This is a genomic window from Vibrio sp. 10N.286.45.E10, assembly GCF_002874195.2.
Taxonomy (GTDB): domain Bacteria; phylum Pseudomonadota; class Gammaproteobacteria; order Enterobacterales; family Vibrionaceae; genus Vibrio; species Vibrio crassostreae.
Window position 1 is genome coordinate 970,860 of sequence record NZ_MCWD02000001.1, and the last position, 21,618, is coordinate 992,477.

A 21,618-nucleotide genomic window follows, 5' to 3' on the forward strand; every position below is an offset into this window, starting at 1 on the left:
ATCAATTCATGCTATATAGAAAAATTCTGTATTTTGGGATGTAGGAAAGAGGCTGTAGTGCTTAAGTTACTGTTAGTTTTCATAAAAACGGGGTATCGTTTACGTCATTAAGATACTAGACAGAATAATTCTGTATTTAAGTGCAGAATTTTTCTGTCTAATATAGCTGTTGAACTAAGCCGCTTCGCGGAGGACTTTCCTCTCACCTATCCGATAGACGAAACTTATGATGTATCCATAGATTAAGGAATACATCATGAGCCCATTAAGACAACAACTTATCGATGAAATGGCGGTTCGCCGTTTTTCTCCGAAAACCCATGCAAGCTATTTACGTTGGGTTAAAGATCTATCTACTACTTACGATCTGTCCCCTGATTTACTCACCGATCAACAGATTAGTGCTTATTTACGTACGCTCACCACAGAGCGGAGCTTAAGTAGTAGTACTTGTGCTCAAGCTTTGAATGCTATCTTGTTCTTTTATCGTGCCGTTTTGAATAGAGAATTTGAAGAGCGACTGGTTCCCCCGATTAAACGTGCCAGTAAAATACCGGAGCTGCTTAATCGCGAGGAAGTAAGAAGTATCATTAGTCATTGTCGAAGTCTTAAATATCAGACCGCACTTGAAATGTGTTACGGGTGTGGCCTACGTGTCAGTGAGGTCGTCGGCTTGTACGTGAAAGACATCGATGGTACGGCGAAACGACTGCACATTCATTGTGGTAAAGGTAAAAAAGATCGCTTTGTTCCACTGGGTGATAGCCAACTGAATCATCTTCGAAATTACTGGCGTCATTATCACCCAACCGTAGTGCTGTTTCCCAGCCTAGAGCCCGAAAAGCCATTGGGTATTAGCTCTTTGCAGAAGTGCTTCAAAGCAGCAAAAGTTGAGGCAAACGTCAGAAAATTAGGAGGAATACACGCCTTGAGGCACGCTTATGCGACTCATCAGCTCGAATCGGGCATGCCTTTGAATGTTCTGCAGCGTTACCTCGGACATTCGAATATCAAAACGACATTGAGGTACACCCATTGGATAGGTCATCACAACGAAAGCTCGGACGGAAGTAAGTTCGACTTAGTTGCTCAACTATGGGAGGAGAGCGAATGAACGCATTATCTCCTTACCAAGCCGTATTAACACAAGGTTTAGAAGAGCTTGATAAAAGCAAAGTCACACCGAGACAGTGGCAAGTGCTTAACCATTTAAGAGACTGCCGAACGGAGCGTATGGGCAGTTACGACTGGCGTTGTCAGCAATGTGGTCATGAAACTCGTTGGAACTGCTCTTGTCGAGATCGTCATTGCCCCAATTGCCAAGAGCAGATGAGACAGCAATGGCTAACAAAGCGAAGCCAAGATATTTTACCTGTGGCCTACCATCATATGGTTTTTACCTTACCTCACGAGTTCAATGCTCTGGTTAAAGCGCATCCTAAGGTGGTTTATCAATGCTTGTTTCATTCAGTGTGGGCAACATTATGCGCGTTTGCTAATGAGCGGCATCACCTTGTCGGTCAACTTGGAGCATTAATGGTTCTTCACACTTGGGGAAGAAATCTGAGTCAACATACTCATATTCATTGCCTACTACCGAGTGGGGTGCTTACAAAAGATCGGCAATGGCAACCGACAAGAAAAGAGAGTTACCTGCTTCCGGTTAAAGCCTTATCCGTTCGTTTTAAGAAAGAGATGTTATGTCGAGTAAGCGAGTTGATAGCAACGCACAGTAATTTATTAGAGGAAGCCGCTAGTAAGAGATGGGTTGTGTACAGTAAACCTGTACTCCACGAGCCTACAGCGGTAGTGGGTTATCTATCTCGGTATTGCAATCGTATCGGGTTAAATCCCAACCAATTAAGTTATAACGTGGATGGCCGTATCACGATGAGTTACAAAGACTACCGAACCAATGGGACGCAAAGAATGTGTTGTAATGCGGGCGAGTTACTTCGACGCTTACTTTTACATGTGTTGCCTAAAGGGCTAATGCGAATACGCTACTATGGCTTTTTAGCTAATGCTGTACGGGTAAAAGCGATAGCGGAAATTAGGCAAAGCTTACGAAAGCGACCCGCAGAGAAATCGGAAGTGCTGAAAGAGAAACCTTGTTGTCCGAACTGCCATAGCAACAGCATGGTACTCGTGTGCATCAATATTAGACCTAGGATAGTCGTTTCAGAGTACCAACTGACCTAGTTGTCTGATTATAATGAATAAAATTATCGTTGTGTTATGGCGAGAGAGGGGCATTGTTCGCTTTTAAAAAGATTATGCAACGGGTATAGTCGCTGTAGATAAATTGGCGGCTAGAAGTGGAAAATGGACGGCTGACGGGGTACCGGTCTTAATGATAAGAGTGGAACGCAAGTCAGTCCTAAAAAGCAAATTCCATAGATAGAAGCAGCCAAGTCCAACAGGTATTTATCCATTGTGCTACGACAACGGATAAATACTTAAGCGTTATGTGCTAGAAGCGCGTTTTAAGATAGTAGGGTAACTTATTGGATAAAATAACTTTTTTCGAACGTATGGAACGACAGATTACCTCGGGTAAAAAGGTAGCTACGATTCGTGATAAAACGGAGAGTCACTATTATGTCGGACAATTTCTTGAAGCGAGCACTCATGAAGAAGGTAGAAGAATCTGCGATATCGAGATTCTAAGCGTAGAACCTGTAAAGTTCGCAGAGTTAAACCGAGAGCATGCTAAAGCAGAGAACTTACCGTTTGTGTTTATGCTCAAGTGGATATTGCGCAAGATTTACCCCGTCGAAAATAGCTTGTATTTTATTCGATTTAAGGTGGTGTGCTAAATTTTTGAGGTAGCCGAGTCGGTCATAATATTTCGCACATAACAAGAGACTATGGCGTCAATAGTTAATTTTTGACGCTATCTTTATCCCACATTGCGCCGTCTCTTAGCATTGAATTGAGTGTCACAACCATCTTTCTCATGCAGGCAACTATCGCTACTTTTTTAGGTTTTCCTGCCGCAAGTAATCGTTCATAAGTAGCCTTAAATACAGGGTTGCATTGGATAGCCGACATCATTGCCATGTACATGACTGTTCTAACTTGAGGCCGACCTCCTTTTATCATCCGTTTGCCTTTGAAGCGTCCGCTCTCTCTTGTTATAGGTGCGACGCCAATGAGAGAAGAGGCTTGCTTGTTAGTGATAAAACCGAGTTCGGGTACATTGCTAATTAGGGAGGCGGCTAGGATCTTTCCTACGCCAGGCATGCTTTGAAGGATGGTGTTCTTAGCTTGATATTCAGGGCAGCTCTCAATCAGCTTTTCTATCTTTGCCTCTACTTTTTCAAGCTGATTTTTTAGAGCGGTTAGAATCGGAGTAATAGTCGATGAGATGTTTTTGGGTAATATTTGTAGTCGGTTTCTTTCCATGGTTTGCATGGTGAGTAGTTGGTTCCGCCTCGTGACTAAGTCACTCATAAGGCGTATGTTTTCGCTTTTTAGCTTGGTAAGTTCGGGCTGAACTCGTTCGGCATAATGTGCGATGAGCTCGGCATCTAAACGGTCGTTCTTAGCTCGTTGACCAATGGCTTCAGCAAACCTTTTAATACGCAGTGGATTGGCAACGACATAAGGCAATTTGGCTTTATCACAGGCGAGTATGAAGGGCATTTCTAATCGACCTGTAGCCTCGATGACGACGCGTTGAGGTTTGTGTTTCTTAATGATTTTAATGGCATCGCTGATGCCTTTATCGGTGTTTGGTACGGTGAAGTAAATGTCGAGTGGACGGACATAGATGTCTAATTGTGACTTACCAGTATCAACGCCAACATTAATGTTTTGAAGTGTGTTTGTATTCATAATAAGCTAACTCTTGCTTGCAAATGCGGGCTCGAGACCCAGAAGACTATTCGAGTGTGGTGCTTGGAGTTCTATCTGACGTTCGTACTTGTTACCGGTCTCTCAATCGAGGAGCCATCGTTTAATCGAACTACCAGATAGAAGAACTTTAGTTGCAGCTAAAGTCTGGGTCTCACCTTACCCGATTGGAATGCTTATTATCCATACAAAGCGTTTAAGACGGACTCTGTAGTTGACCCGATCTAGTGGACACCTTCAATAGTAATTGGAGGTGTTTATGCCAGCTTATAAATCAGGTAAAAAAACTCAACAATATCTTACGGAATTTAAGGTAACTGCTGTCCGACTTTCGCTTCGAGAAGGAGCTACAGTTAAAAGCGTGGCGCTATCATTAGATATCCACCCTTATATGCTTTCTAAATGGCGAAAGGACTATAGAGAAGGGGTTATTATGGAAGATAAACGTAAGAAAAGGACTCAGATCCCGAGCCAGAAAACTGAGTCTAGTCGGATTGCAGAGCTCGAACGTCAGAATGAACAACTTAAGCTCGAGAATGACTTGCTAAAAAAGTGGCAACGATTCGTTGCCCAAGAAAATCGACAAAATTCCGATTCATAGCCCATTACAAAACGCGTTATTCCATTGTATTGATGTGCCGTTTTCTATCTGTTTCTAAGTCGGGTTACTACGCATGGCTTGATAGAGAACCAAGCCGCTACGATCAAGAAGAGCAGGCTTTGAAGAAGCGTATAATTAAAGTGTTTACCCAGAGTCGAGAGACTTACGGCAGCCCACGAGTTCATGCAGAACTGAGGCGCCAAGGCGTTTTGGTTAGCCGCAAGCGTGTGGCTCGGATCATGAGAGAGCAAGGGCTAAGAGCACGAAGTTATCGCATTTACATGAAAATGGCCAAGCTACATCGGTTCTATCAATCGATTAAGAATATTAAAAAAGACACACCAAAACCAACGGCAGTTAATCAACAATGGTCTGGAGATCTAACGTATATAAAGCAAGGTAAACGTTGGATGTATCTAGCCGTCGTTATCGACCTTTACTCACGTAAAATCGTCGGTTGGTCGCTTGGTAGTAAGAAGAGTACACAGCTAACGATGAGTTCGTTAAGAATGGCCATTAGAAATCGAAAGCCACAAGAGCGCTTATTGTTTCATACCGACAGAGGCTCTGAATATCGAGCCCATGAAGTTCAAGCTTTATTATCAAAAAATGGAATTGTCCCAAGTATGAATCGTCCAGGTCATTGCACCGATAATGCGGAGGTGGAGTCATTCTTCCATACGCTCAAAGGCGACATAATTAGGAAAAATAGTTTTAAAAGTGAGAAGCAGCTTAGAGATAAACTTGCCGGTTATATCCAGCATTTTTATAACCGTTATAGACTGCACTCAAGTCTCGGATATCGAACCCCACATGAGTATGAAGTCGTGACGGGTTAAAGAGAATAGGGTGTCCATTTTATCGGGTGAAGATCACTCCCAACGCTTGGGGTTTTCGGCTTACTTCGTTTTTAGTGTTTATATCACAATGGTTTAGGTAGGGTGGTTGGCGTTGCTCGCCACTTAACGCGGCGTTATGATTTAGAGGAACAAATGACATATTCACTAGAATCAGGTTTATCGTTGAAGACTAAAGGCAACGTAGAATCTGAGCTTTTGCTGGCGACAAAATGGATGTCTGAAGCTTTGAGTATTGACTATCGAAACACTCGACTGGGTCAATATTTGAGATATCTTGAAGGTAAAGAAAAGCTCGACTCGCTTACCGATCTACAAAAATACTCTTTGATCGCTAGAGAGCTTGAAGATCTTTTAAGAGTTTTTCAAGCTTTTATTAACGATGAACAGCCGACATTGAAAAGTAAAATTCAAACGGTTATTTCTGGTCAGATGTTTCGATATGATGCTGCTCGGGAGGAAAATGATGCGTCAAGAGACTATTTACATGAGTTGGCAGTTGCAGCACGGTTCAAAAATAGTGGTTTGGTTGTCGATATCTCTGGTGAATGTGACGTAGTCGTTAGATACAGAGATAAAGAAATATTTATAGAGTGTAAGCGCATTAAGTCAGCAAAACAGCTTGTAAAACGGTTTAAAAAAGCCGAAAAGCAGCTTGTTAGTAGGCTTGGTATATCTAAGAGGAATAAAATTGGTTTTATTGCGCTTGATGTTACTGACCTTATTGATTGTCAGGATGAACCTGCTGTATTTACAAATGTGGAATCTTTAAATAATTATTTCTACATGCGGTTAAGTGAGTTTGTGTCAAAAAACAAAGACATTATGCGTCAATATGTTGGGCGTGAAACGAAAAGCGTGCTTTTCTTTGCGAACGGATTTGGCGTGGTTCTAGATAATGCACAGAGTCGAGTTATTAATACGACAGTTATTCATGCATTAGGTTGTGAATCAAGCCCTAAAGATGGAAAAATCAACGAAAAAATATTGCGACACATGCTTTAGGAAAATCATAACAAATAAGGATTAAGGTGTTGCGCAGCCAACACTAAATCCCGAGTGTTGAACAAGCCCGAAGCCACTTTATTAAGTGAATTGTACGATTGAACTTGAAGGGGCGCACCGCTTTGAGGCTTTTCTCAAGGCGAGTGAGGTCAAGATAAGGTTGCGATAGCAATCTTATCAACCAGTTAGCTATTTTTCGTTTCTTTCGTCGTCACATCTCCTCTGATTTCGTCAATGCCATTCTCCTTATTATCAATGCCTTTCGGCTACATGGGTCGGCTTACTCCAACGCACGCCATCTGATGCTGACAGCAAGGGCAGGTTCTTATCGCTTTGCTCCTTATCGGTGCGGTGAGTGGCGGCATCCTATAGAGGAGGTTCAACAGCAGCAGTTGAATGCGGGTTCTTAAGGCGTGTGCTTGACCGCGCAAAAAACCGTAGTCTCTTACTCGCTGTAACCCTTTGGGCAGCACGTGTTGCAAAATGAGCAACAAGAACTTGAGGGTGGGTAAGGTGCGCGTTTGCCATGTTTTAGTCTGACTGTTTTTATAGCGGAAGGTGACCGTGTCATCGGTGATATGGATGATGTCTTCATCAGGCAGAACACCGCGATAGAGGTAGCGAGACAAATAATTGAGCGCAGCCTGACCGTACCCCACTTGTCTGCAATCGACCACCCATTCCTTGGGTATACCATTGGGAAGCCACAGCATAGGATGCTGATTAATGGCATCCAGCATTCTTGCTCGCCATACTTTGGCCAAAGCAAACGCGTTGAAAAGGTAATGCTTGTTGCCTTTGTGCCACGTTTGCCTCGACGCGTCGTATTGGCCTGCCGCCACGATAATGTGCAGATGTGGGTGCAAGTTTCGTTGTCGACTGTGAGTATGCAACACGGCGGTAAAACCAAGTTCACCTTGCCGTTGTCGGTTGGCAAAATCCTTTAATACCCCCGATGCCACCTTAAACATACCGTTATATATCGCTTTAGGTTGATGCCTCGCTAAGGCTCTTAATTGATACGGTAAAGTGAAAGTCACCATGAAATAGTGAACAGGTAACCGCTTTTGCTGCTGACGTTGAAGCCAGTCAGAAGTGGTGCGTTGTTGGCATTGAGGGCAATGACGATGACCACAAGAAAGCGGTAATCGGTCATCGTGATGACAGTGACTGCAGAACCATTGTGAGCGACCTTGTTGCTCTGTTTTACAACGGAGCATCGCCCCAATGGCTCGATGCATATCGCCATTCATCTGCGCATAATAGTGACGTTTAAGCGCAGAGTGATGTTGACGAAGCAGTTCAATAAAGGTACTCATGTAATGCTCCACGTTAAGTCTAGAGCATCAGTTAAATGGTTGATGGCCATCGCAGCATCGCGTTGTTTTAGCGTAGTCATTCGAGTGTAACGGGCAGTGGTGTTGAGGCTTGCATGACCCAGTAGCGTTTGCAGTGAACGCAGGTCTAACCCTTGCTCAAGTAAGTGCGTCGCGAAGCAATGTCTAAGTGAGTGGGGGCTGGCGTGTTTTTGGATCCCGCACTCTTTGAGCACAAGTTTCATGGTTTTTTGAATACCGCCACGATCCATGAGGGTGTCGCGACAGGTACCAAGGCCAGGAAATAAGTAGTAAGGGTGCTTATGGGTAAGCCAATGTACGCGAAGAGCTTTAAGCGTTCGCAGCGGAAGCGGCACCATTCGGTCTTTTCCGCCTTTTCCTTCCCGTATGTGAACGCGCATTGTTTGGCTGTCGATATCATGAACCGTTAGGTTCAGTCCTTCACCAAGGCGCAACCCCATGCTGTACAGAGTAAGAAAAAACACCTGATAACGTGTCTGTCGAGTGTGGCTAATCAGTGAGCTGACTTGTTGCGGTGTCAGTATGTCGGGCAGTCGTTTTACTTGTGGCGGCTTGACGATATTGAGCCATTCCCACTGTTTATCGAGCGTGTAGCGATAGAAAAACTGCAAGCCATTACGATCGAGTTTTATGGTGCTCCACGAGTGGGTTTGAATAAGAGACGCGAAGAACTGTTTGAGGTCGGCAGTGGTTAACGTATCGGGTACGCGATCGAAATGAGCGGTGATCCGACGAACTGCACGGGAATAGGCATCGATCGTCGCAGGTCGTTTACCTTGCAGCTTTAGGTTGGTAAGGTGTTGTTCATAAAGGGTGTTGTAGCGTTTTAAGTCATCGGGTTTCATGGGGTTACTCCTGTGAACGACCATCAGGGTGATGGTGTTACAAGAGTATGGTTTGCACTCGTTTTACTCTGCCGCGTAGCGGCTTCGTTCAACAATCTGTTTAAGACAGCAACGGTTGGCAGTTTCGCTTCGCTCAAGTATAGCCAAGCGCCGCTCACACCTTAGTGCGGCGTTATACCCCTTGTTGGGCTACTGCACAGTATTTAACAAATCTAAGTGAAGACGTATAAAAGGAAGTGTAAGATATTCAACTTGTTGTATTCTCTACATAAGGACTTTTAGGTGTTAGATTTAATCCAAAAGTTAGTACATGTTTCTCTAATAGTAATCTTTGGTTTCATCCTTCTAATATTATTTTCAGTTAACCCACTCATGGGCATTGGGGTGTCGGTGGGGGCAGGCTTAATTTTTTACAAAGTTAAGCTAGCAACGAACACGTATAATTTCTTCTCCAAATCAAGTTCAGATACTAAAGCATCGAGTCCACTATCGTTCTCGCGTAGCACTGAACTTGTTCAGCATAAGAAAAGCTCTTACGAAATTGTTATTGAGAACAGTAAAGACCTTGAAGGGCGCTTGGCAAAAATGGGGGCTACAGGTAAAGGTTTACATGAGAAAACATCTTCAGTTTCTGGCATATTACCGACTAAGCTCGTCAAAGAATTGAGAGCCGTTGCTACGATAAGGAATAAGCTTGTTCACGAAGACGGCTTTTCACTAACTAATCATGAATTAGAGGATTTTGAAGAACTAGCGTATTCCGCATACAGAGCACTACGAAACTTGCCAGCTCTACCAAAGGTATCAACTCATAAGTTTACTTGTGGTAAATGCAATAAAACCGATATTGCTCATATCACAATGAAACAAGCAGTTCCTTTATTCGCTCATTGTCAGCATTGTGGTGAAAAGTTGGATCTTGAATCGGAAGGTTTTGTTACTGAGAACTCAACGGTATAACAAGTGTCTAAGACGCTATGTTCTACCCTAAGAAGTAACACTTTATGGAGAGCGGTATGAATATCAAAGAGTCTGATTGGAAAATCTTTTGTGAAATAAAGAGTGAAGCAGCGAAAGTGTTTTGTACTCGACAGCTAGATGAAGCCATCAAAACGATTACTGATGAGTCAGAACCTGTAGGGGAAAGGTTCAACTTTATGTGTCAGTATTCCAAAGAATCTCAAAAGCAAATGAAGTTGATTTTTGATGGCCACTCTCGAAGCCGTGCATTTATTCAGCTCATGCAAATGTGTGAGGAAGGCTTGGTTGCACCAGAACAATTTGAACGCCTTTCAGACGAACTCAAAAAAGACATTACGAGTATTCTAGAAAGAAGAGCCTAAGGAAAGTTGGCTAATCAGGCCGCTTCTTTTTCATAGCTGCAACCATCTCAATATTATTCCTTTTTATTCGCGAATTCGGATATCCGCTACATTTTTGCTTCGGCAACCTCACTTTTACGAGTTTATTATACGAGTTGTATTGAAAATCGTAGAGTTACTCGGTTTTTTCTCCTTCAAAATGCCGTTGATTTTTAAGAATTAGCACTAGAATCTGGATTGAGATTTCTTCCAAAAAAGTGTCAACATTACTTTGTCAATAAAACCTCTCAATAGCCCTTTAAATCCGTGCGCTCTAGGTGAGCTGAAAGTGTCACCTAGAGTGCACGAGGGTGGGGGTTACGGGAGTTTATGCTTGTGATGCGACCAGAGCCCCACCATCACAAATTCTTGGACCCAAATACTTGAATATTTTTGGTTTGCATAGACGTTCTAGCAATTATTCGGATTCCGAATCCATGATTTTTGGCCATAGAAGCCGAGTGTTATGTTTTGAAAGTGAGTGTGCGGATCAGTGAGTGCCTATAGGCCTTTAAAGCTCTTAATATTGGATGAGTAGGTTTACTTGCTGGTGGGTAGTTCAGGCATGTTATGTCATTAAATGAGAGTTGAAGGATTAGGTTGGAAGGTGCTGTTAAGAATGAACGAAAGGCTAGAAGTGTTTTCTTGATCGCCTTTCAGTGTTGTTTGATTAGCCTGGAGTGTATTACGTGGTGGTAACGTCTTGTCCAATACACAGGAATGTAAATAGGCGGCTCTCAGCGATTTTTAGTTATGCCAAAGGAGTCGTCCCATTATTGATGACGATATTCGTTTTGAAGTGCGTACAAGGCCATACAAGTAACATTCTAGATGCTAGTCGGTTTTGCCTTTTTGTTTGAGTAGTGTGTTGAACCTAGCGAAAAAGCGGTCTAGTCTTACTGTTAGAAAAACTACTGTATAAGTCCACCTTTCGTCCACCCTTAATCCACCCAAGCAAGATTGGGACAAAGTGGGGAAGGGGAAAGTTGATTATTTTCAGTGTATTGCGCGAGATTTACGACGTTTTTGAGGGCTCAAAAACGGTGAAACCCCGATGTTGGTAGCATCGGGGTTTCGAATTTCTAGATTTCTCGACTGGTAAGATCGATTATCTTTTCTATGCAGAAGGCTGGATTAATCCAATCTTATTCCTTGGTAGGGAATTAGATACGGATGAAGTCCATGTGCTCAACTTTTGGCTTGAACGCGTGACGTTGAACGTCTTGTGGCTTAACCTTAACTTCTGCGCCGTCAATCAGTAGAGTGATTGCTTCATAGAATTCAGGCTTGTCCATTTGGTTGATCACGTCAGCGTGAACAAGTTCGATAGCTACAGCTTCAGCTTCGCCACCGTAGATTACAGCTGGGAATTTACCAGCGTGACGTAGGCGGCGGCTCGCACCTTTACCTAGTTCAGTACGTACTACTGCTTCAAATTTCATAGTTTTACTCTCAAATTAGTAAAAATTAACTTCACACCTCAATGCGACCTTGAGTGTGTGGTAATGCTTAGACACAAACGAGTTCATGCTTAAGCGAGCGCGGATACTAACATCACATTCCAATATGAGCAAGTAAGAAGCCCATCTCAAAGTGAATTTCCTTAGATAATGGGTTCATTTGGAGATAAAATGTTCGCTAACGCTTGTTTCGCGTATTTTAACCCCTTTTACAGCACCACTCTCATCTATTTATATCACTGCTAAATCATCAAGTTAATGAACGGAAAATGAATGTTTGCCTAAGACTTGGTTAAGGCTTGGTTCGTTAATCTTAGTGTTAATTAAACAGCAGAATGAATAGGTGAAAATATGGAACCGGTAAGCATTGTCGTAATTACGCTAAACGAAGAGAAACGCATTAGCCGCTTAATGGAAGAGCTGAGCGTGCAAACCCACCAAGAGTTTGAAGTAATTGTTGTCGACTCGAACAGTGAAGATAACACAAGAGAAGTGGCACAAGCTTATGAAAACGCGTTGCCAAAATTAACTGTTCATCATATGGAAAATCGTGGTGTGAGCCTTGGCCGAAACACAGGTGCGTCATTGGCGCAATACAACAGGATCCTTTTCTTAGATGCTGATGTGAGCTTGCCTCGAAACTTCCTTGCGAAAGCGCTTTACGAGCTAGAAGAGAAGAAGCTTGAAGTGGCCGGAGTGTACATGAGTTCGAAAGGTCTGCCGCTTGTGCACAAGCTTGGTTACGGGCTATTTAACGCAGGTTTGTTTACTACCCAGTTCTTTTTCCCGACGGCGATTGGTGCGTGTATTTTCTCGACGAAACGAGCGCATGATGAGATCGGTGGGTTCGATGAAGAGATCGTACTGTGTGAAGACTGTGACTACGTAAAACGTGCGAGCAAAACATGGCGATTTAGATTCCTGAATATGACTTTTGGGTTTGACCCACGTCGTTTAGACCAAGATGGCGTTGTGAAGACAGGCTCTACTTATCTTAAAGCCAATGTAAGACGCTTCTTTAAAGGCGAAATGCGTAACAACGAGATGAACTACAAGTTTGGTCACTACAAAGAACAGTAAGCATTGAGGTTGTTATGTTTGATGGACTAGGGCTTTTTCTGGGAGCATTGGGTGATGCTCTCATTGGCCCAAACCTATTTGTACCGGGAGAGCCCTTTTTTATCGCAGCGGGCTTTCAGCTGTATTCAGGTGCATGGATGGCGTTGGTTTTGGTGATGCTAGGTGGTTTGCTTGGTGACCAACTCAGTTATTTCATTGGTTATAAATACGGTGCTAAGGCGCAACGAAGGCTCATTAAGTTTCGTCCTAAAACCAAAAGATTAATTGCGCGCTGCCGCTATCTGGTTGTTCGCAAAGGCACGTACATCATTCTTTTTGCTCGTTTGTTAGGGCCTATTGCTTGGGTTGTGCCATTTATAGCTGGCTCGCATCGTGTACCGTGGCGCAACTTCAGTGCATTAGCCGTTATCGGCTTGGCCCTTGGTGGCGGGCAGTTTGTTGCTTGGGGTATGTTACTGGCACACGGCGTTGAAAACTTTCCGTGGCTTAATAGCCTTAAGATATTTATCTCTGAGCATAATAGTTTGATCGTCGGGGTATTCGCGGTATTGGTTTTCACCATTATTGGTTATCGAATGAAGTGGCGACGTTTGGTACTTAAGTCGAGTGCGCTGTTATTGGCATGGGTATTGTTTGCAAACTACGCTCACTTTTTTTGGAAAGCTGATGACTTTCAGAATCAACCAGAGACGGATCAAATAAACAAAGTCGACTGGAATTCGGTTACCTATAAAGCATTCCCAGGCAAATCGTCATTCTATTCAGCGCAAGCGATCAACGTCATTTATGTTGGCGCAACCCCAAGAGACTTAATGAAGCAATTAGGCTGGATAGAGAATCAAACATTCTCTCGAAATGAGATTGAATGGGCTGGTTATCTCGCATTGCTTAGAGACAAAACGCCACCTGTGTCTGATTTATATTGGCGAGACAAGCCACAAGATATGGCGTTTCAATTGCCGGGTAACCTGATGAAGCGCAGCCATATTCGCTGGTGGCGTGCAGGTGTTGATATTAAAACTAACCAGCCTCAGTGGTTAGGCGCAATTAGCTATGACGATGGCCTTAAAGTCACGCCTTACTCAGGCATTGTGACCGTACTTCATAACATTGACCCTAATGTTGATGAAGAGCGAGATAGGCTCGCTAATCAGATACGAATGTCACTACCTGACATCGAGCTAGACAAGTACCCATTGGCAACGGTGGAAGTGATTAATGAAGATCATGACTATTATACAGATGGTAGGATTTTAATGATTGGATCAACGACCCTGAGTGATGCTTCGTAAGCTTTGGATGTTGCTGTGAACGATATATAGGGTCGTATATAAGGTCGATTGAACTAAGCCCTAGCATTGCGCTAGGGCTTATTGCGTTTAACTTTTACTGAACGTGGTTAGCCTTTGCTTAGTTTAAACACCAGAGAAGCTTTTAAGCCGCCCATTGAGCTTTTGCTGAGCGTTAGGCTGCCTCGGTAGCTGTGTGCCATTTCATTCACGATGTTAAGCCCCAAGCCTGTTCCTGGTGTGGTTTCATCAAGTCGAACACCACGTTTGGTCACTTGCTGAAGCTTCTCTTCAGGAATGCCTTGGCCATCATCTTCAATCACCAATTCAATGTTGCCATCGTCGAGTTCATTTGCATGGACACGAATTATATTGTTCGCCCACTTGTAACTGTTCTCTAGTAAGTTGCCGACCATTTCATCAAGGTCGGTTTTTTCGACCGCCACTTCAATCTCTGAGTCTAGCTCGTTAATCATGGTAATTTCGTTGGCAGCGTACACCTTATCAAACGCCATTGAGATAGCTTCAACACGCTCACAAGGTGAAGACTTCACCGAAAGAATGTTCATGGCACCCGCCATGCGCGCACGGCCAAGATGATAGTCTATTTGGCTTTGAATCTGATGAATAGGCTGTTGTAGCAGTGCCTTGTCATCCTCAGGAAGTCGTTCTATCTCATTTTTCAGAACCGACAGCGGCGTTTTTAATGCGTGAGATAGGTTTCCAGCGTGGTTACGAGCTCGTTCCAGTAATTCTTGGTAATGAAAAAGAAGAGCATTGAGGTCTGATACTAATGGCGAAACTTCTTTCGGGTAGTTATCGCTTAGCCCTTGCTGCTCGCCGTTTCTTAGCATCACCAGTTCGCGCTGCATTTTACTGAGCGGTAGCAGCGACCAACTGACTTGTATGCCGATCAACATAAGCACGCCAACAAACAACAGCATTAGGATTAACCAGACTTGGCCAGTAAGCTCGGTCAGTGTGGATTCTAGCGGATCTTCATCAATACCAATAGTAATCGTGACAGGGTCGCTCAGTTCAGGCAGGTAGATATCCTGCTCGATGTAAATCAGCTTTTCTTTCTCAGGCCCTTTGACTGATGTGTGAATCGGCGAACGCTTAATGGTGAGGTCTTTATCCCATAGCGAGCGAGATCGAATGATCTGTTCTTGGGTAGCGGCACGCCAATAAATACCACTGTAGGGCTGGTTGAACCTAGGATCAGACAGACGCTCTGCCATGATCAAATTGCCATTGTCATTGGTTTCGATATTGGCGGTTAACTCATCCATGGTTAAGCCAAGCTGCTGCTTCATATCATCGACGAGGTAGTCGTTAACCAGTTTCGGAATCCCTACACCTGCCGCTAATATCATCGCACCTAGCCAAAAAGCCGCAGCGAGGAGCAAGCGGCTTTTTAGACTGATGTTTTTAAGTGTTCGTTTCTTTAGATTCATGCATTTCTAGCCTGCCTTTGCTCATCGTGACTTATCAGTATTGCGACGATCAGAACAGGCTGTCCATTTAATTGGCTATTACACTGAGTTTTGTTGACGGTTGCTTATAGTGTAATTAGATAGGGCGCTATTCAGCATTCAGTTGGTAGCCAAGGCCACGAACAGTTTTAATGATCTTTGGTGCGATTTTTTTGCGAATACGACCAATGAACACCTCAACTGTGTTTGAGTCACGGTCGAAGTCTTGTTTATAGATGTGTTCAACCAGTTCTGTACGCGAGATAACCTTGTTTTGGTTATGCATGAAGTACGCGACAACTTTATATTCTAGCGCGGTTAGGCTAACCGCTTGGCCTTGCCATAATACTTTAGAACTGCGTGTGTCTAGGCTTAGGTCTCCGATTTGAAGTATAGGGGCAGCACTGCCTGACGCTCGGCGTAGTTGAGCACGAATACGGGCAATCAGCTCGACCATCTCAAATGGCTTAGTTAGATAGTCATCAGCACCTGCGTTTAAGCCCTCAACACGTTGGGTTAGTGTGTCACGAGCACTTAAGATAATCACTGGCGTGTTGATGTTCTCGTCTCGAATGCCTTTTAATACGGTTAGGCCGTCAAGCTTAGGTAAACCTAAATCGAGGACAATCGCGTCCCACTCTTCTGACGTTGCGCGGTAGAGTGCGTCGATACCATCTTGAGAAAGCTCCGGAACCCAGTCGGCTCCCTCAAGTGTTTCAATAATTTGTTGGCCCAAACGAGGTTCGTCTTCAACGACTAAAATTTTCATAATTGTTCTTCTTAATTCTTGTAATGACTGTTCGTAGTGCTTAACTATTCGTCGTGCTTAATTAGTCGCCGTGTTTAATTGCGTCTTTAAAGTTGCGGCCTTTGATCATAAGCATTTCTAACGTCTCAGCGTTGTATTCGACTTTGATGATGTTGTTTTGGTAATTGATTTTTAGTTCATACACCCAAATGTCGTCATCTTCTTCTAGTTCTACTTTTATGATTCTGCCATGAAGATCGTTTTCAACCGCGGCATACATTTCTGAGAAAGGGCGAATGTAGCCTTCTCGTACGGCTTCGTAGACTTCGTCTTGATCTTCTTCAAATTCGATGCTGGTTCCTGCTTTATGAACGTCCTGCACTAATTCATGACCATTATGATGTGAGTCAGCCCATGCGCCAGTAGAAACAAATAAGCCTAAGCTTATAGAAAACAAAGAAATCATAGCTTTACTAAACATAGCGAATCCTAGAGAAGGTTGATAGCGTTCAGTATAAAAAAGTAATTCTGAACAGAAAGTGAACCTGATTAATAATGAGAATTTGATACCGAAAAACTTAACGCTTAAATGGCGTAGGCTTTAATACATAACACTAACTGCCGAGTGTTAAGAACGTAAGACTTACCTTTATTCTTAACTTTAACGCTGCTGTAGTTCGTCTTCGAATATCTTGTCTCTCATTTTCCAAAAGCGTCCGACTTTACGTGCAATCACGAACTGAGGTGGGCGGAACCTATGTTGGTGAGCAACCACTTTCGATGGTGATGCTTCTTCAAAAGGGCGATGTCTGTCTGCTAGGTGAGGGCGAACAAACTGGTCTTTGAAGTTCTGCTTCTGTTTCTTGGTGGTTAATGACCAAAACTCATGCACTTGCGCTTGGTTTTCACCGCGATAGGTGACTTTAAGTTGTGATTTACCTTTGTCGTCCTTAAGTATGTTCAAGTCCATTTCTAAACACTCAAACACCAACGCATCTTTTAGGTTTAACGCTTCCTTAAGCTTTTTGTCTGGGTCGACTAAAGTTGCATCACACTCATGACAAATGCGTGCGGCAATGTCGTTGTCAGCGCCGCATTCACCGCAGTATTTCGCTCGGAAACGATAGTTACAGTGTTCGCGTTCGCCCGTGTCTTCATCGGTAAAGTAGCCTTGGCATTTACGACCAAAGTGCTCAAGCAAGAAGCCATTGCTGTCTAGTTTGCCCCAAAAGTTATTATTGAAGCCGCACGCCGGGCAAGGAATGGTGATGATTTCACTGTCTGAATCGGGTTTTGGATCGCCGACCTCAGGTTGGTAAAGGTCGTAACTATTACCCGCATAGTCGAGCACCAGACACTCTTTCTTACCTGGGGATAGGCGTAAGCCACGGCCGACGATTTGTTGATACAAACTGATGGATTCGGTAGGGCGTAAAATTGCGATTAAATCGACATGTGGCGCATCAAAGCCTGTGGTTAATACCGATACGTTGACCAAGAATTTGATTTTACGTTCTTTGAAATCATTGATGATTTGGTCACGTTCGAGTGTTGGCGTATCGCCAATCACAATCGATGCTTCACCTTCTGGTAATAAGCCGAGAATCTCTTGCGCGTGTCGAACTGTGGCGGCAAATACCATTATGCCTAGCTTGTCTTGGGCCAGTTCAATTATCTGGTCGACAATCTGCGGGGTCGCGCGTTTCGACTGCTCGATCACCATATCAAGCTCTGCTTCTTTGTAGCGACCAGTGCTCGCTGGCTTTAACTGTGAAAAGTCGTAGCTCAATACGGGCGCATCTATCATGCGCGCTGGAGTTAAGAAACCTTCGTCGAGTAGGTAACGAATCGGCAGTTCGAAAATACAATCTCTGAAAAACCTGGGTTCTTCAGATCGTACTTGGCCGCGGGTGTGATACTGGTAAAGCCAACCCATACCAAGACGATAAGGGGTCGCGGTTAGGCCAAGCACCTTGATACCCGAATTATTCTCGCGCAAGTGAGTGATGACTTTTTGATAGCTACTGGTCTTTTCATCGGGAACACGGTGACATTCATCGATCACCAACAGTGAAAATTGGTTAGAGAATGAATCGAGATTTCGAACCACAGATTGAACGGATGCGAAGACCACTTGTTGGTCTGTCTCTTTACGGCCTAAACCCGCAGAGAAAATCGAGCCCTTCAGCCCGTAGCCCTCATACTTTTCATGGTTCTGTTCAACCAACTCTTTTACGTGAGCAAGTACCAACACTCGACCTTTCGCAAGCCTTGCCAACTCTGCAATTACAAGGCTTTTTCCTGCACCAGTCGGAAGCACGAGCACAGCCGGAGTTTGGTGTTTTCTGAAGTAATGAATCACTGATTTTACAGAATCAGCTTGGTACGGGCGGAGTGTATACATATCGCGTCTTGTAAGAAGGAAAACAAATAGTGTGAAATAGCTCAACTAATTGAGCAAAGGTGACTATAATACCCGACTTAGATTAGTTGAGGTATTCATGCGTTTAGATAAATTTCTGTGCGATGCATTAGGCGTCACTCGAAGAGAAGCAACACACTTATTAAAATCCAAGGCAGTGACAGTAAATGATGTCATTCAAAAAAGCGGTTCACTCAAGGTAACTGAAGAGTGTGTCGTGGAATGGCAAGGCAATGAATTGAATGTTCATGGCCCACGTTACATCATGCTTTATAAGCCAGAAGGCTTTGTTTGCTCGCATGAAGATGGCGCAAATCGTATCGCGTTTGAACTACTCGATGAAATCAAAATGGACAAGCTGCACTTTGCTGGCCGTTTAGATATTGATACAACAGGTCTTGTGTTGATTACCGACGATGGTAAGTGGTCTCACCGTATCACTTCGCCAAAGCACAAGTGCGAGAAGACGTACCGTGTGTGGTTGGTTGAACCTGTTGAAGGCGATTACGTTGAGAAATTCAAAGAGGGCATCCAGCTTAAGAGCGAAGATGGCCTAACACTTCCTGCACACCTAGAAGTTCGTGCAGAGCGTGAAGTGCTGCTAACGATTCACGAAGGCAAATACCACCAAGTTAAACGTATGTTTGCAGCACTTGGTAACAAAGTAGAAGCACTGCACCGTGAACGTATTGGCGAAATTGAGATGGACGAATCTTTAGAGTTAGGTGAATACCGTTACCTAACACAAGAAGAAGTCGACTCGATCTGGAAGTAACCCTTTCTATCGAAGATGTAGCCGACCAAGGATAGCGTCGGCTGATTATTTTGACTGGTACTAGGACAGTTTCAGCCATTATTGCTGTACGCATGTTTGTGTATCACTGTGCGTATTCGTGTATCACTGTGTGGATGCTCGTGCTCACATAGAACCTAGTACTTAGTCGGAGAGTTATGCAAACATCTACCCAACAGACACCAAGCTCACAACCACAAACTCCTCAGTTAGGTTGGATGCTATTTTTGGTTCTGGGTGCGATTGGTGCACTGACACCACTCGCCATTGATATGTACCTGCCCGCTATGCCAACGATCGCCAAAGATCTTGGCGTGACAGCGGGTGAAGTGCAGATCACACTCACAGCGTATACCGCAGGTTTTGCACTCGGTCAGTTGTTACATGGTCCGTTAGCCGACAGTTATGGTCGCAAGCCTGTTCTATTGATTGGTGTATTCTTCTTTGCGATCGCGTCTGTTGTGAGTGCCACTACTCATGGTATTGAAGCTCTAACACTAGTTCGTACCGCTCAAGGCTTCGCAGGTGCAGCGGCAGCGGTAATAATTCAAGCTGTTGTACGTGACATGTTTGACCGTGAAGATTTCGCAAGAACCATGTCGTTCGTTACCTTAGTAATGACGGTTGCACCGCTTATCGCGCCTATGATTGGTGGTTATTTAGCGTTGTGGTTCGGTTGGCGTTCAATTTTTTGGGTATTGGCGATTTTTGCAGTGATTGTGATTCTCGCGGTGATAGTCAAAATTCCTGAGACACTGCCTGTCGACAATCGTCAACCATTGCGCTTTAAAACCACGATTCGTAATTACGCTCGTTTATGTAGAAACCCGACCGCTATGGGGCTGATTTTCTCTGGTGCGTTCTCGTTCTCTGGGATGTTCGCATTCTTAACAGCAGGCTCTTTTGTCTACATTGATGTCTATGGCGTACGTCCTGACCTGTTTGGTTACCTATTTGGTCTGAACATTGTTGCGATGATTCTGATGACGACAATCAATGGTCGAATCGTTAAGAAGGTCGGTTCTCATACAATGTTGAGGGCAGCGCTGGTCATCCAATTACTGGCTGGCGTAGGTTTACTTGTCGGTTGGGCATTGGATCTCGGGCTTTGGGGAATTGTGCCGTTTGTGATGCTATTTATTGGGACCATTTCTACTATTGGCAGTAATTCTATGGGGTTGCTGTTGAGTGGTTATCCGAACATGGCAGGAACGGCTTCATCGCTTGCAGGAACATTAAGATTTGGTACTGGTTCTGTCGTTGGTGCGATCGTTGCGATGCTACCAAGTGACAGTGCAGGGTCTATGGCTATGGTAATGGCTGCGTGTGCAGTACTGTCAGCATTACTATATTGGACATTAGGAAAGAAGGCATAATGTCAAAATACTATATTGAAATTCAGAAGTTAGTGAACGATGCGTTAGGCGAGCTATATGCTCTACATAAGTCTGGCAAAGCCATTGACGCACCTATCGCGAACAATCTTTACCTTGTTCGCTGGGTAACAAAAGCGATTAAATCTCAAGCGTATGATCGCGTGATTGTGCCTGACTTAGTTCGTTGGCAGAAGCAGGGTCGCTCAAAAGGCAACAACTCTGATTTAACTTTTACCTTTAAACGTATTTCTGCGTTCTACGGACGTTTTTTCCCTGAAGGCGAAGAGCCTAAAGCGCTAAAAGACAGTGATGTTGAAGCGTTCATGGACAAAATGTACGAGATGGGTTGGAGCGTATCGAGTGAAGACGAGCTAACGACTGGCGGCAAGATTCAGTTCTTCACCGATGGTGAGCACTCTTTTGCCTTGTGTGGCAAACAGTGTGACGACTCTTTCGATGGTGAGTTAATGGTTAAGCCAATGAACTGGTTTGTTCGTGGCAACCACGCTGAGTTTATTCAAGCAGCGATGGAAGCAGGCTTCATGCTTCACAAAGTGACGGACTATAAGTCTGCAGTGAAGTATCACGGTGAATACATCGTTTACCCTGCTAACCAAGGCAACCAACTGGCTGAGATCCCGATTAGCGTTATTGGCTAGTAGCGGATTCGGGATACGAGATGAGAGATACGAAGAGCGGAATTATCCGCTCTTTTTTTGCCTCTCATAGCGCGTGTCGCAAATTTTCTGTTAAGTCTTTTCGCATCTTGACATACGAATCTGCTTTTAATCTTTTCTCATCTCGACACTCGAATCCCGCAACTGCTTTTAGTCTTTTCGAATCTCGTCACTCGAATCTCGTATCTGCTTTTAGTCTTTTGGCATCCCGCCACTCGAATCCCGAATCTGCTTTTAGTCTTTTGGCATCCCGCTACTCGAATCCCGTATCTGCTTTTAATCTTTTCGCATCCCGCCACTCGAATCCCGAATCTGCTTTTAGTCTTTTGGCATCCCGCCACTCGAATCCCGAATCTGCTTTTAGTCTTTTCTCATCTCGACACTCGAATCCCGTATCTGCTTTTAGTCTTTTG

Annotated in this window: 20 protein-coding genes; 12 read left to right on the forward strand and 8 right to left on the reverse strand. The window is 44.0% G+C overall.

What is annotated here, in order from left to right; all coding sequences use genetic code 11:
- Positions 1–256 precede the first annotated feature (256 nt).
- The 3 genes from BCU34_RS04315 to yqfB all read left to right on the forward strand — a co-directional run bounded on the left by BCU34_RS04315 (position 257) and on the right by yqfB (position 2,819).
- Positions 257–1,114, forward strand: coding sequence for a tyrosine-type recombinase/integrase (locus BCU34_RS04315; RefSeq protein ID WP_099166413.1), 858 nt, complete (start codon positions 257–259; stop codon positions 1,112–1,114).
- Positions 1,111–2,202, forward strand: coding sequence for a transposase (locus BCU34_RS04320; RefSeq protein WP_102479488.1), 1,092 nt, complete (start codon positions 1,111–1,113; stop codon positions 2,200–2,202). Before BCU34_RS04315 ends, BCU34_RS04320 begins: the two co-directional genes overlap by 4 nt.
- Positions 2,203–2,507: 305 nt before the next feature.
- Positions 2,508–2,819, forward strand: coding sequence for a N(4)-acetylcytidine aminohydrolase (gene yqfB, locus BCU34_RS04325; RefSeq protein WP_102480582.1), 312 nt, complete (start codon positions 2,508–2,510; stop codon positions 2,817–2,819).
- Positions 2,820–2,883: 64 nt separating this feature from the next.
- On the opposite strand, the gene BCU34_RS04330 is transcribed toward yqfB, so the two are convergent.
- Entirely contained in the window at positions 2,884–3,840 is a 957-nt protein-coding gene (locus BCU34_RS04330) for an IS110 family transposase (RefSeq protein ID WP_102480197.1), read from the reverse strand.
- A 277-nt stretch (positions 3,841–4,117) separates the two neighbouring features.
- On the opposite strand from BCU34_RS04330, the gene BCU34_RS04335 reads away from it, so the two are divergent.
- Together BCU34_RS04335 and BCU34_RS04340 are read left to right on the forward strand one after the other, a co-directional pair.
- A protein-coding gene (locus BCU34_RS04335; RefSeq protein ID WP_102479999.1) for an IS3-like element ISVisp1 family transposase occupies positions 4,118–5,298 on the forward strand; the annotation gives its coding sequence in 2 pieces (ribosomal slippage) (positions 4,118–4,403 and positions 4,403–5,298; 1,182 coding nt in all).
- Between the two features lie 153 nt (positions 5,299–5,451).
- The gene (locus BCU34_RS04340) at positions 5,452–6,321 is read left to right on the forward strand and encodes a hypothetical protein (RefSeq protein WP_102480520.1); all 870 of its coding nucleotides are present in this window, start codon (positions 5,452–5,454) and stop codon (positions 6,319–6,321) included.
- A gap of 266 nt (positions 6,322–6,587) precedes the next feature.
- Here the strand turns inward: BCU34_RS04340 and BCU34_RS04345 are convergent, their stop codons facing one another.
- Both BCU34_RS04345 and BCU34_RS04350 read right to left on the reverse strand, forming a co-directional pair.
- Positions 6,588–7,640 carry a transposase gene (locus BCU34_RS04345; RefSeq protein WP_102478636.1) on the reverse strand — a complete coding sequence of 351 codons (1,053 nt, stop codon included), beginning with the start codon at positions 7,638–7,640 and terminating at the stop codon, positions 6,588–6,590.
- Positions 7,637–8,524 (reverse strand): tyrosine-type recombinase/integrase, encoded by an 888-nt coding sequence (locus tag BCU34_RS04350; RefSeq protein ID WP_102478635.1) that lies wholly within the window; start codon positions 8,522–8,524, stop codon positions 7,637–7,639. The genes BCU34_RS04345 and BCU34_RS04350 overlap by 4 nt, the downstream gene beginning before the upstream one ends.
- Positions 8,525–8,806: 282 nt before the next feature.
- Between BCU34_RS04350 and BCU34_RS04355 the strand changes: the two genes are divergently transcribed.
- Positions 8,807–9,484, forward strand: a complete 678-nt coding sequence (locus tag BCU34_RS04355; RefSeq protein WP_102479710.1) for a hypothetical protein — start codon at positions 8,807–8,809, stop codon at positions 9,482–9,484.
- A 56-nt stretch (positions 9,485–9,540) separates the two neighbouring features.
- Positions 9,541–9,867 carry a hypothetical protein gene (locus tag BCU34_RS04360; RefSeq protein WP_102479709.1) on the forward strand — a complete coding sequence of 109 codons (327 nt, stop codon included), beginning with the start codon at positions 9,541–9,543 and terminating at the stop codon, positions 9,865–9,867.
- A gap of 1,181 nt (positions 9,868–11,048) precedes the next feature.
- Here BCU34_RS04360 and rplY read toward each other — a convergent pair.
- Positions 11,049–11,327 (reverse strand): 50S ribosomal protein L25, encoded by a 279-nt coding sequence (rplY, locus tag BCU34_RS04365; protein WP_017060373.1) that lies wholly within the window; start codon positions 11,325–11,327, stop codon positions 11,049–11,051.
- A gap of 369 nt (positions 11,328–11,696) precedes the next feature.
- Between rplY and BCU34_RS04370 the strand changes: the two genes are divergently transcribed.
- Positions 11,697–12,425 carry a glycosyltransferase family 2 protein gene (locus tag BCU34_RS04370; protein WP_102479708.1) on the forward strand — a complete coding sequence of 243 codons (729 nt, stop codon included), beginning with the start codon at positions 11,697–11,699 and terminating at the stop codon, positions 12,423–12,425.
- A 14-nt stretch (positions 12,426–12,439) separates the two neighbouring features.
- Positions 12,440–13,717 (forward strand): LssY C-terminal domain-containing protein, encoded by a 1,278-nt coding sequence (locus tag BCU34_RS04375; protein ID WP_102479707.1) that lies wholly within the window; start codon positions 12,440–12,442, stop codon positions 13,715–13,717.
- A gap of 107 nt (positions 13,718–13,824) precedes the next feature.
- Here the strand turns inward: BCU34_RS04375 and BCU34_RS04380 are convergent, their stop codons facing one another.
- The 4 genes from BCU34_RS04380 to BCU34_RS04395 form a co-directional block, all read right to left on the reverse strand.
- A complete protein-coding gene (locus BCU34_RS04380; RefSeq protein WP_055318564.1) occupies positions 13,825–15,171 on the reverse strand; it encodes an ATP-binding protein in 1,347 nt (448 codons plus the stop codon).
- Between the two features lie 127 nt (positions 15,172–15,298).
- Positions 15,299–15,958: a response regulator transcription factor gene (locus BCU34_RS04385; protein ID WP_017060377.1), complete on the reverse strand. Its 660-nt coding sequence runs from the start codon at positions 15,956–15,958 to the stop codon at positions 15,299–15,301.
- A 61-nt stretch (positions 15,959–16,019) separates the two neighbouring features.
- Positions 16,020–16,418 carry a PepSY domain-containing protein gene (locus tag BCU34_RS04390; RefSeq protein WP_048658387.1) on the reverse strand — a complete coding sequence of 133 codons (399 nt, stop codon included), beginning with the start codon at positions 16,416–16,418 and terminating at the stop codon, positions 16,020–16,022.
- A 180-nt stretch (positions 16,419–16,598) separates the two neighbouring features.
- Entirely contained in the window at positions 16,599–18,341 is a 1,743-nt protein-coding gene (locus BCU34_RS04395) for a DEAD/DEAH box helicase (RefSeq protein WP_102530235.1), read from the reverse strand.
- Positions 18,342–18,438: 97 nt separating this feature from the next.
- On the opposite strand from BCU34_RS04395, the gene rsuA reads away from it, so the two are divergent.
- The 3 genes from rsuA (at position 18,439) to BCU34_RS04410 (ending at position 21,187) form a co-directional block, all read left to right on the forward strand.
- Positions 18,439–19,134 carry a 16S rRNA pseudouridine(516) synthase RsuA gene (gene rsuA, locus BCU34_RS04400; protein ID WP_102478239.1) on the forward strand — a complete coding sequence of 232 codons (696 nt, stop codon included), beginning with the start codon at positions 18,439–18,441 and terminating at the stop codon, positions 19,132–19,134.
- 176 nt (positions 19,135–19,310) lie between these two features.
- A complete protein-coding gene (locus BCU34_RS04405; protein WP_048664779.1) occupies positions 19,311–20,528 on the forward strand; it encodes a Bcr/CflA family multidrug efflux MFS transporter in 1,218 nt (405 codons plus the stop codon).
- Positions 20,528–21,187, forward strand: a complete 660-nt coding sequence (locus BCU34_RS04410) for a DUF2913 family protein (RefSeq protein WP_010441495.1) — start codon at positions 20,528–20,530, stop codon at positions 21,185–21,187. The genes BCU34_RS04405 and BCU34_RS04410 overlap by 1 nt, the downstream gene beginning before the upstream one ends.
- Positions 21,188–21,618 lie beyond the last annotated feature (431 nt).

What these genes read in the sequence shown, in the direction of transcription:
- BCU34_RS04315 (WP_099166413.1), top strand. Translation starts at nt 257, where the DNA reads ATGAGCCCATTAAGACAACAACTTATCGATGAAATGGCGGTTCGCCGT.
- BCU34_RS04320 (WP_102479488.1), top strand. Translation starts at nt 1,111, where the DNA reads ATGAACGCATTATCTCCTTACCAAGCCGTATTAACACAAGGTTTAGAA.
- BCU34_RS04330 (WP_102480197.1), bottom strand. Translation starts at nt 3,840, where the DNA reads ATGAATACAAACACACTTCAAAACATTAATGTTGGCGTTGATACTGGT.
- BCU34_RS04340 (WP_102480520.1), top strand. Translation starts at nt 5,452, where the DNA reads ATGACATATTCACTAGAATCAGGTTTATCGTTGAAGACTAAAGGCAAC.
- BCU34_RS04345 (WP_102478636.1), bottom strand. Translation starts at nt 7,640, where the DNA reads ATGAGTACCTTTATTGAACTGCTTCGTCAACATCACTCTGCGCTTAAA.
- BCU34_RS04350 (WP_102478635.1), bottom strand. Translation starts at nt 8,524, where the DNA reads ATGAAACCCGATGACTTAAAACGCTACAACACCCTTTATGAACAACAC.
- BCU34_RS04360 (WP_102479709.1), top strand. Translation starts at nt 9,541, where the DNA reads ATGAATATCAAAGAGTCTGATTGGAAAATCTTTTGTGAAATAAAGAGT.
- rplY (WP_017060373.1), bottom strand. Translation starts at nt 11,327, where the DNA reads ATGAAATTTGAAGCAGTAGTACGTACTGAACTAGGTAAAGGTGCGAGC.
- BCU34_RS04370 (WP_102479708.1), top strand. Translation starts at nt 11,697, where the DNA reads ATGGAACCGGTAAGCATTGTCGTAATTACGCTAAACGAAGAGAAACGC.
- BCU34_RS04375 (WP_102479707.1), top strand. Translation starts at nt 12,440, where the DNA reads ATGTTTGATGGACTAGGGCTTTTTCTGGGAGCATTGGGTGATGCTCTC.
- BCU34_RS04380 (WP_055318564.1), bottom strand. Translation starts at nt 15,171, where the DNA reads ATGAATCTAAAGAAACGAACACTTAAAAACATCAGTCTAAAAAGCCGC.
- BCU34_RS04385 (WP_017060377.1), bottom strand. Translation starts at nt 15,958, where the DNA reads ATGAAAATTTTAGTCGTTGAAGACGAACCTCGTTTGGGCCAACAAATT.
- BCU34_RS04390 (WP_048658387.1), bottom strand. Translation starts at nt 16,418, where the DNA reads ATGTTTAGTAAAGCTATGATTTCTTTGTTTTCTATAAGCTTAGGCTTA.
- BCU34_RS04395 (WP_102530235.1), bottom strand. Translation starts at nt 18,341, where the DNA reads ATGTATACACTCCGCCCGTACCAAGCTGATTCTGTAAAATCAGTGATT.
- rsuA (WP_102478239.1), top strand. Translation starts at nt 18,439, where the DNA reads ATGCGTTTAGATAAATTTCTGTGCGATGCATTAGGCGTCACTCGAAGA.
- BCU34_RS04405 (WP_048664779.1), top strand. Translation starts at nt 19,311, where the DNA reads ATGCAAACATCTACCCAACAGACACCAAGCTCACAACCACAAACTCCT.
- BCU34_RS04410 (WP_010441495.1), top strand. Translation starts at nt 20,528, where the DNA reads ATGTCAAAATACTATATTGAAATTCAGAAGTTAGTGAACGATGCGTTA.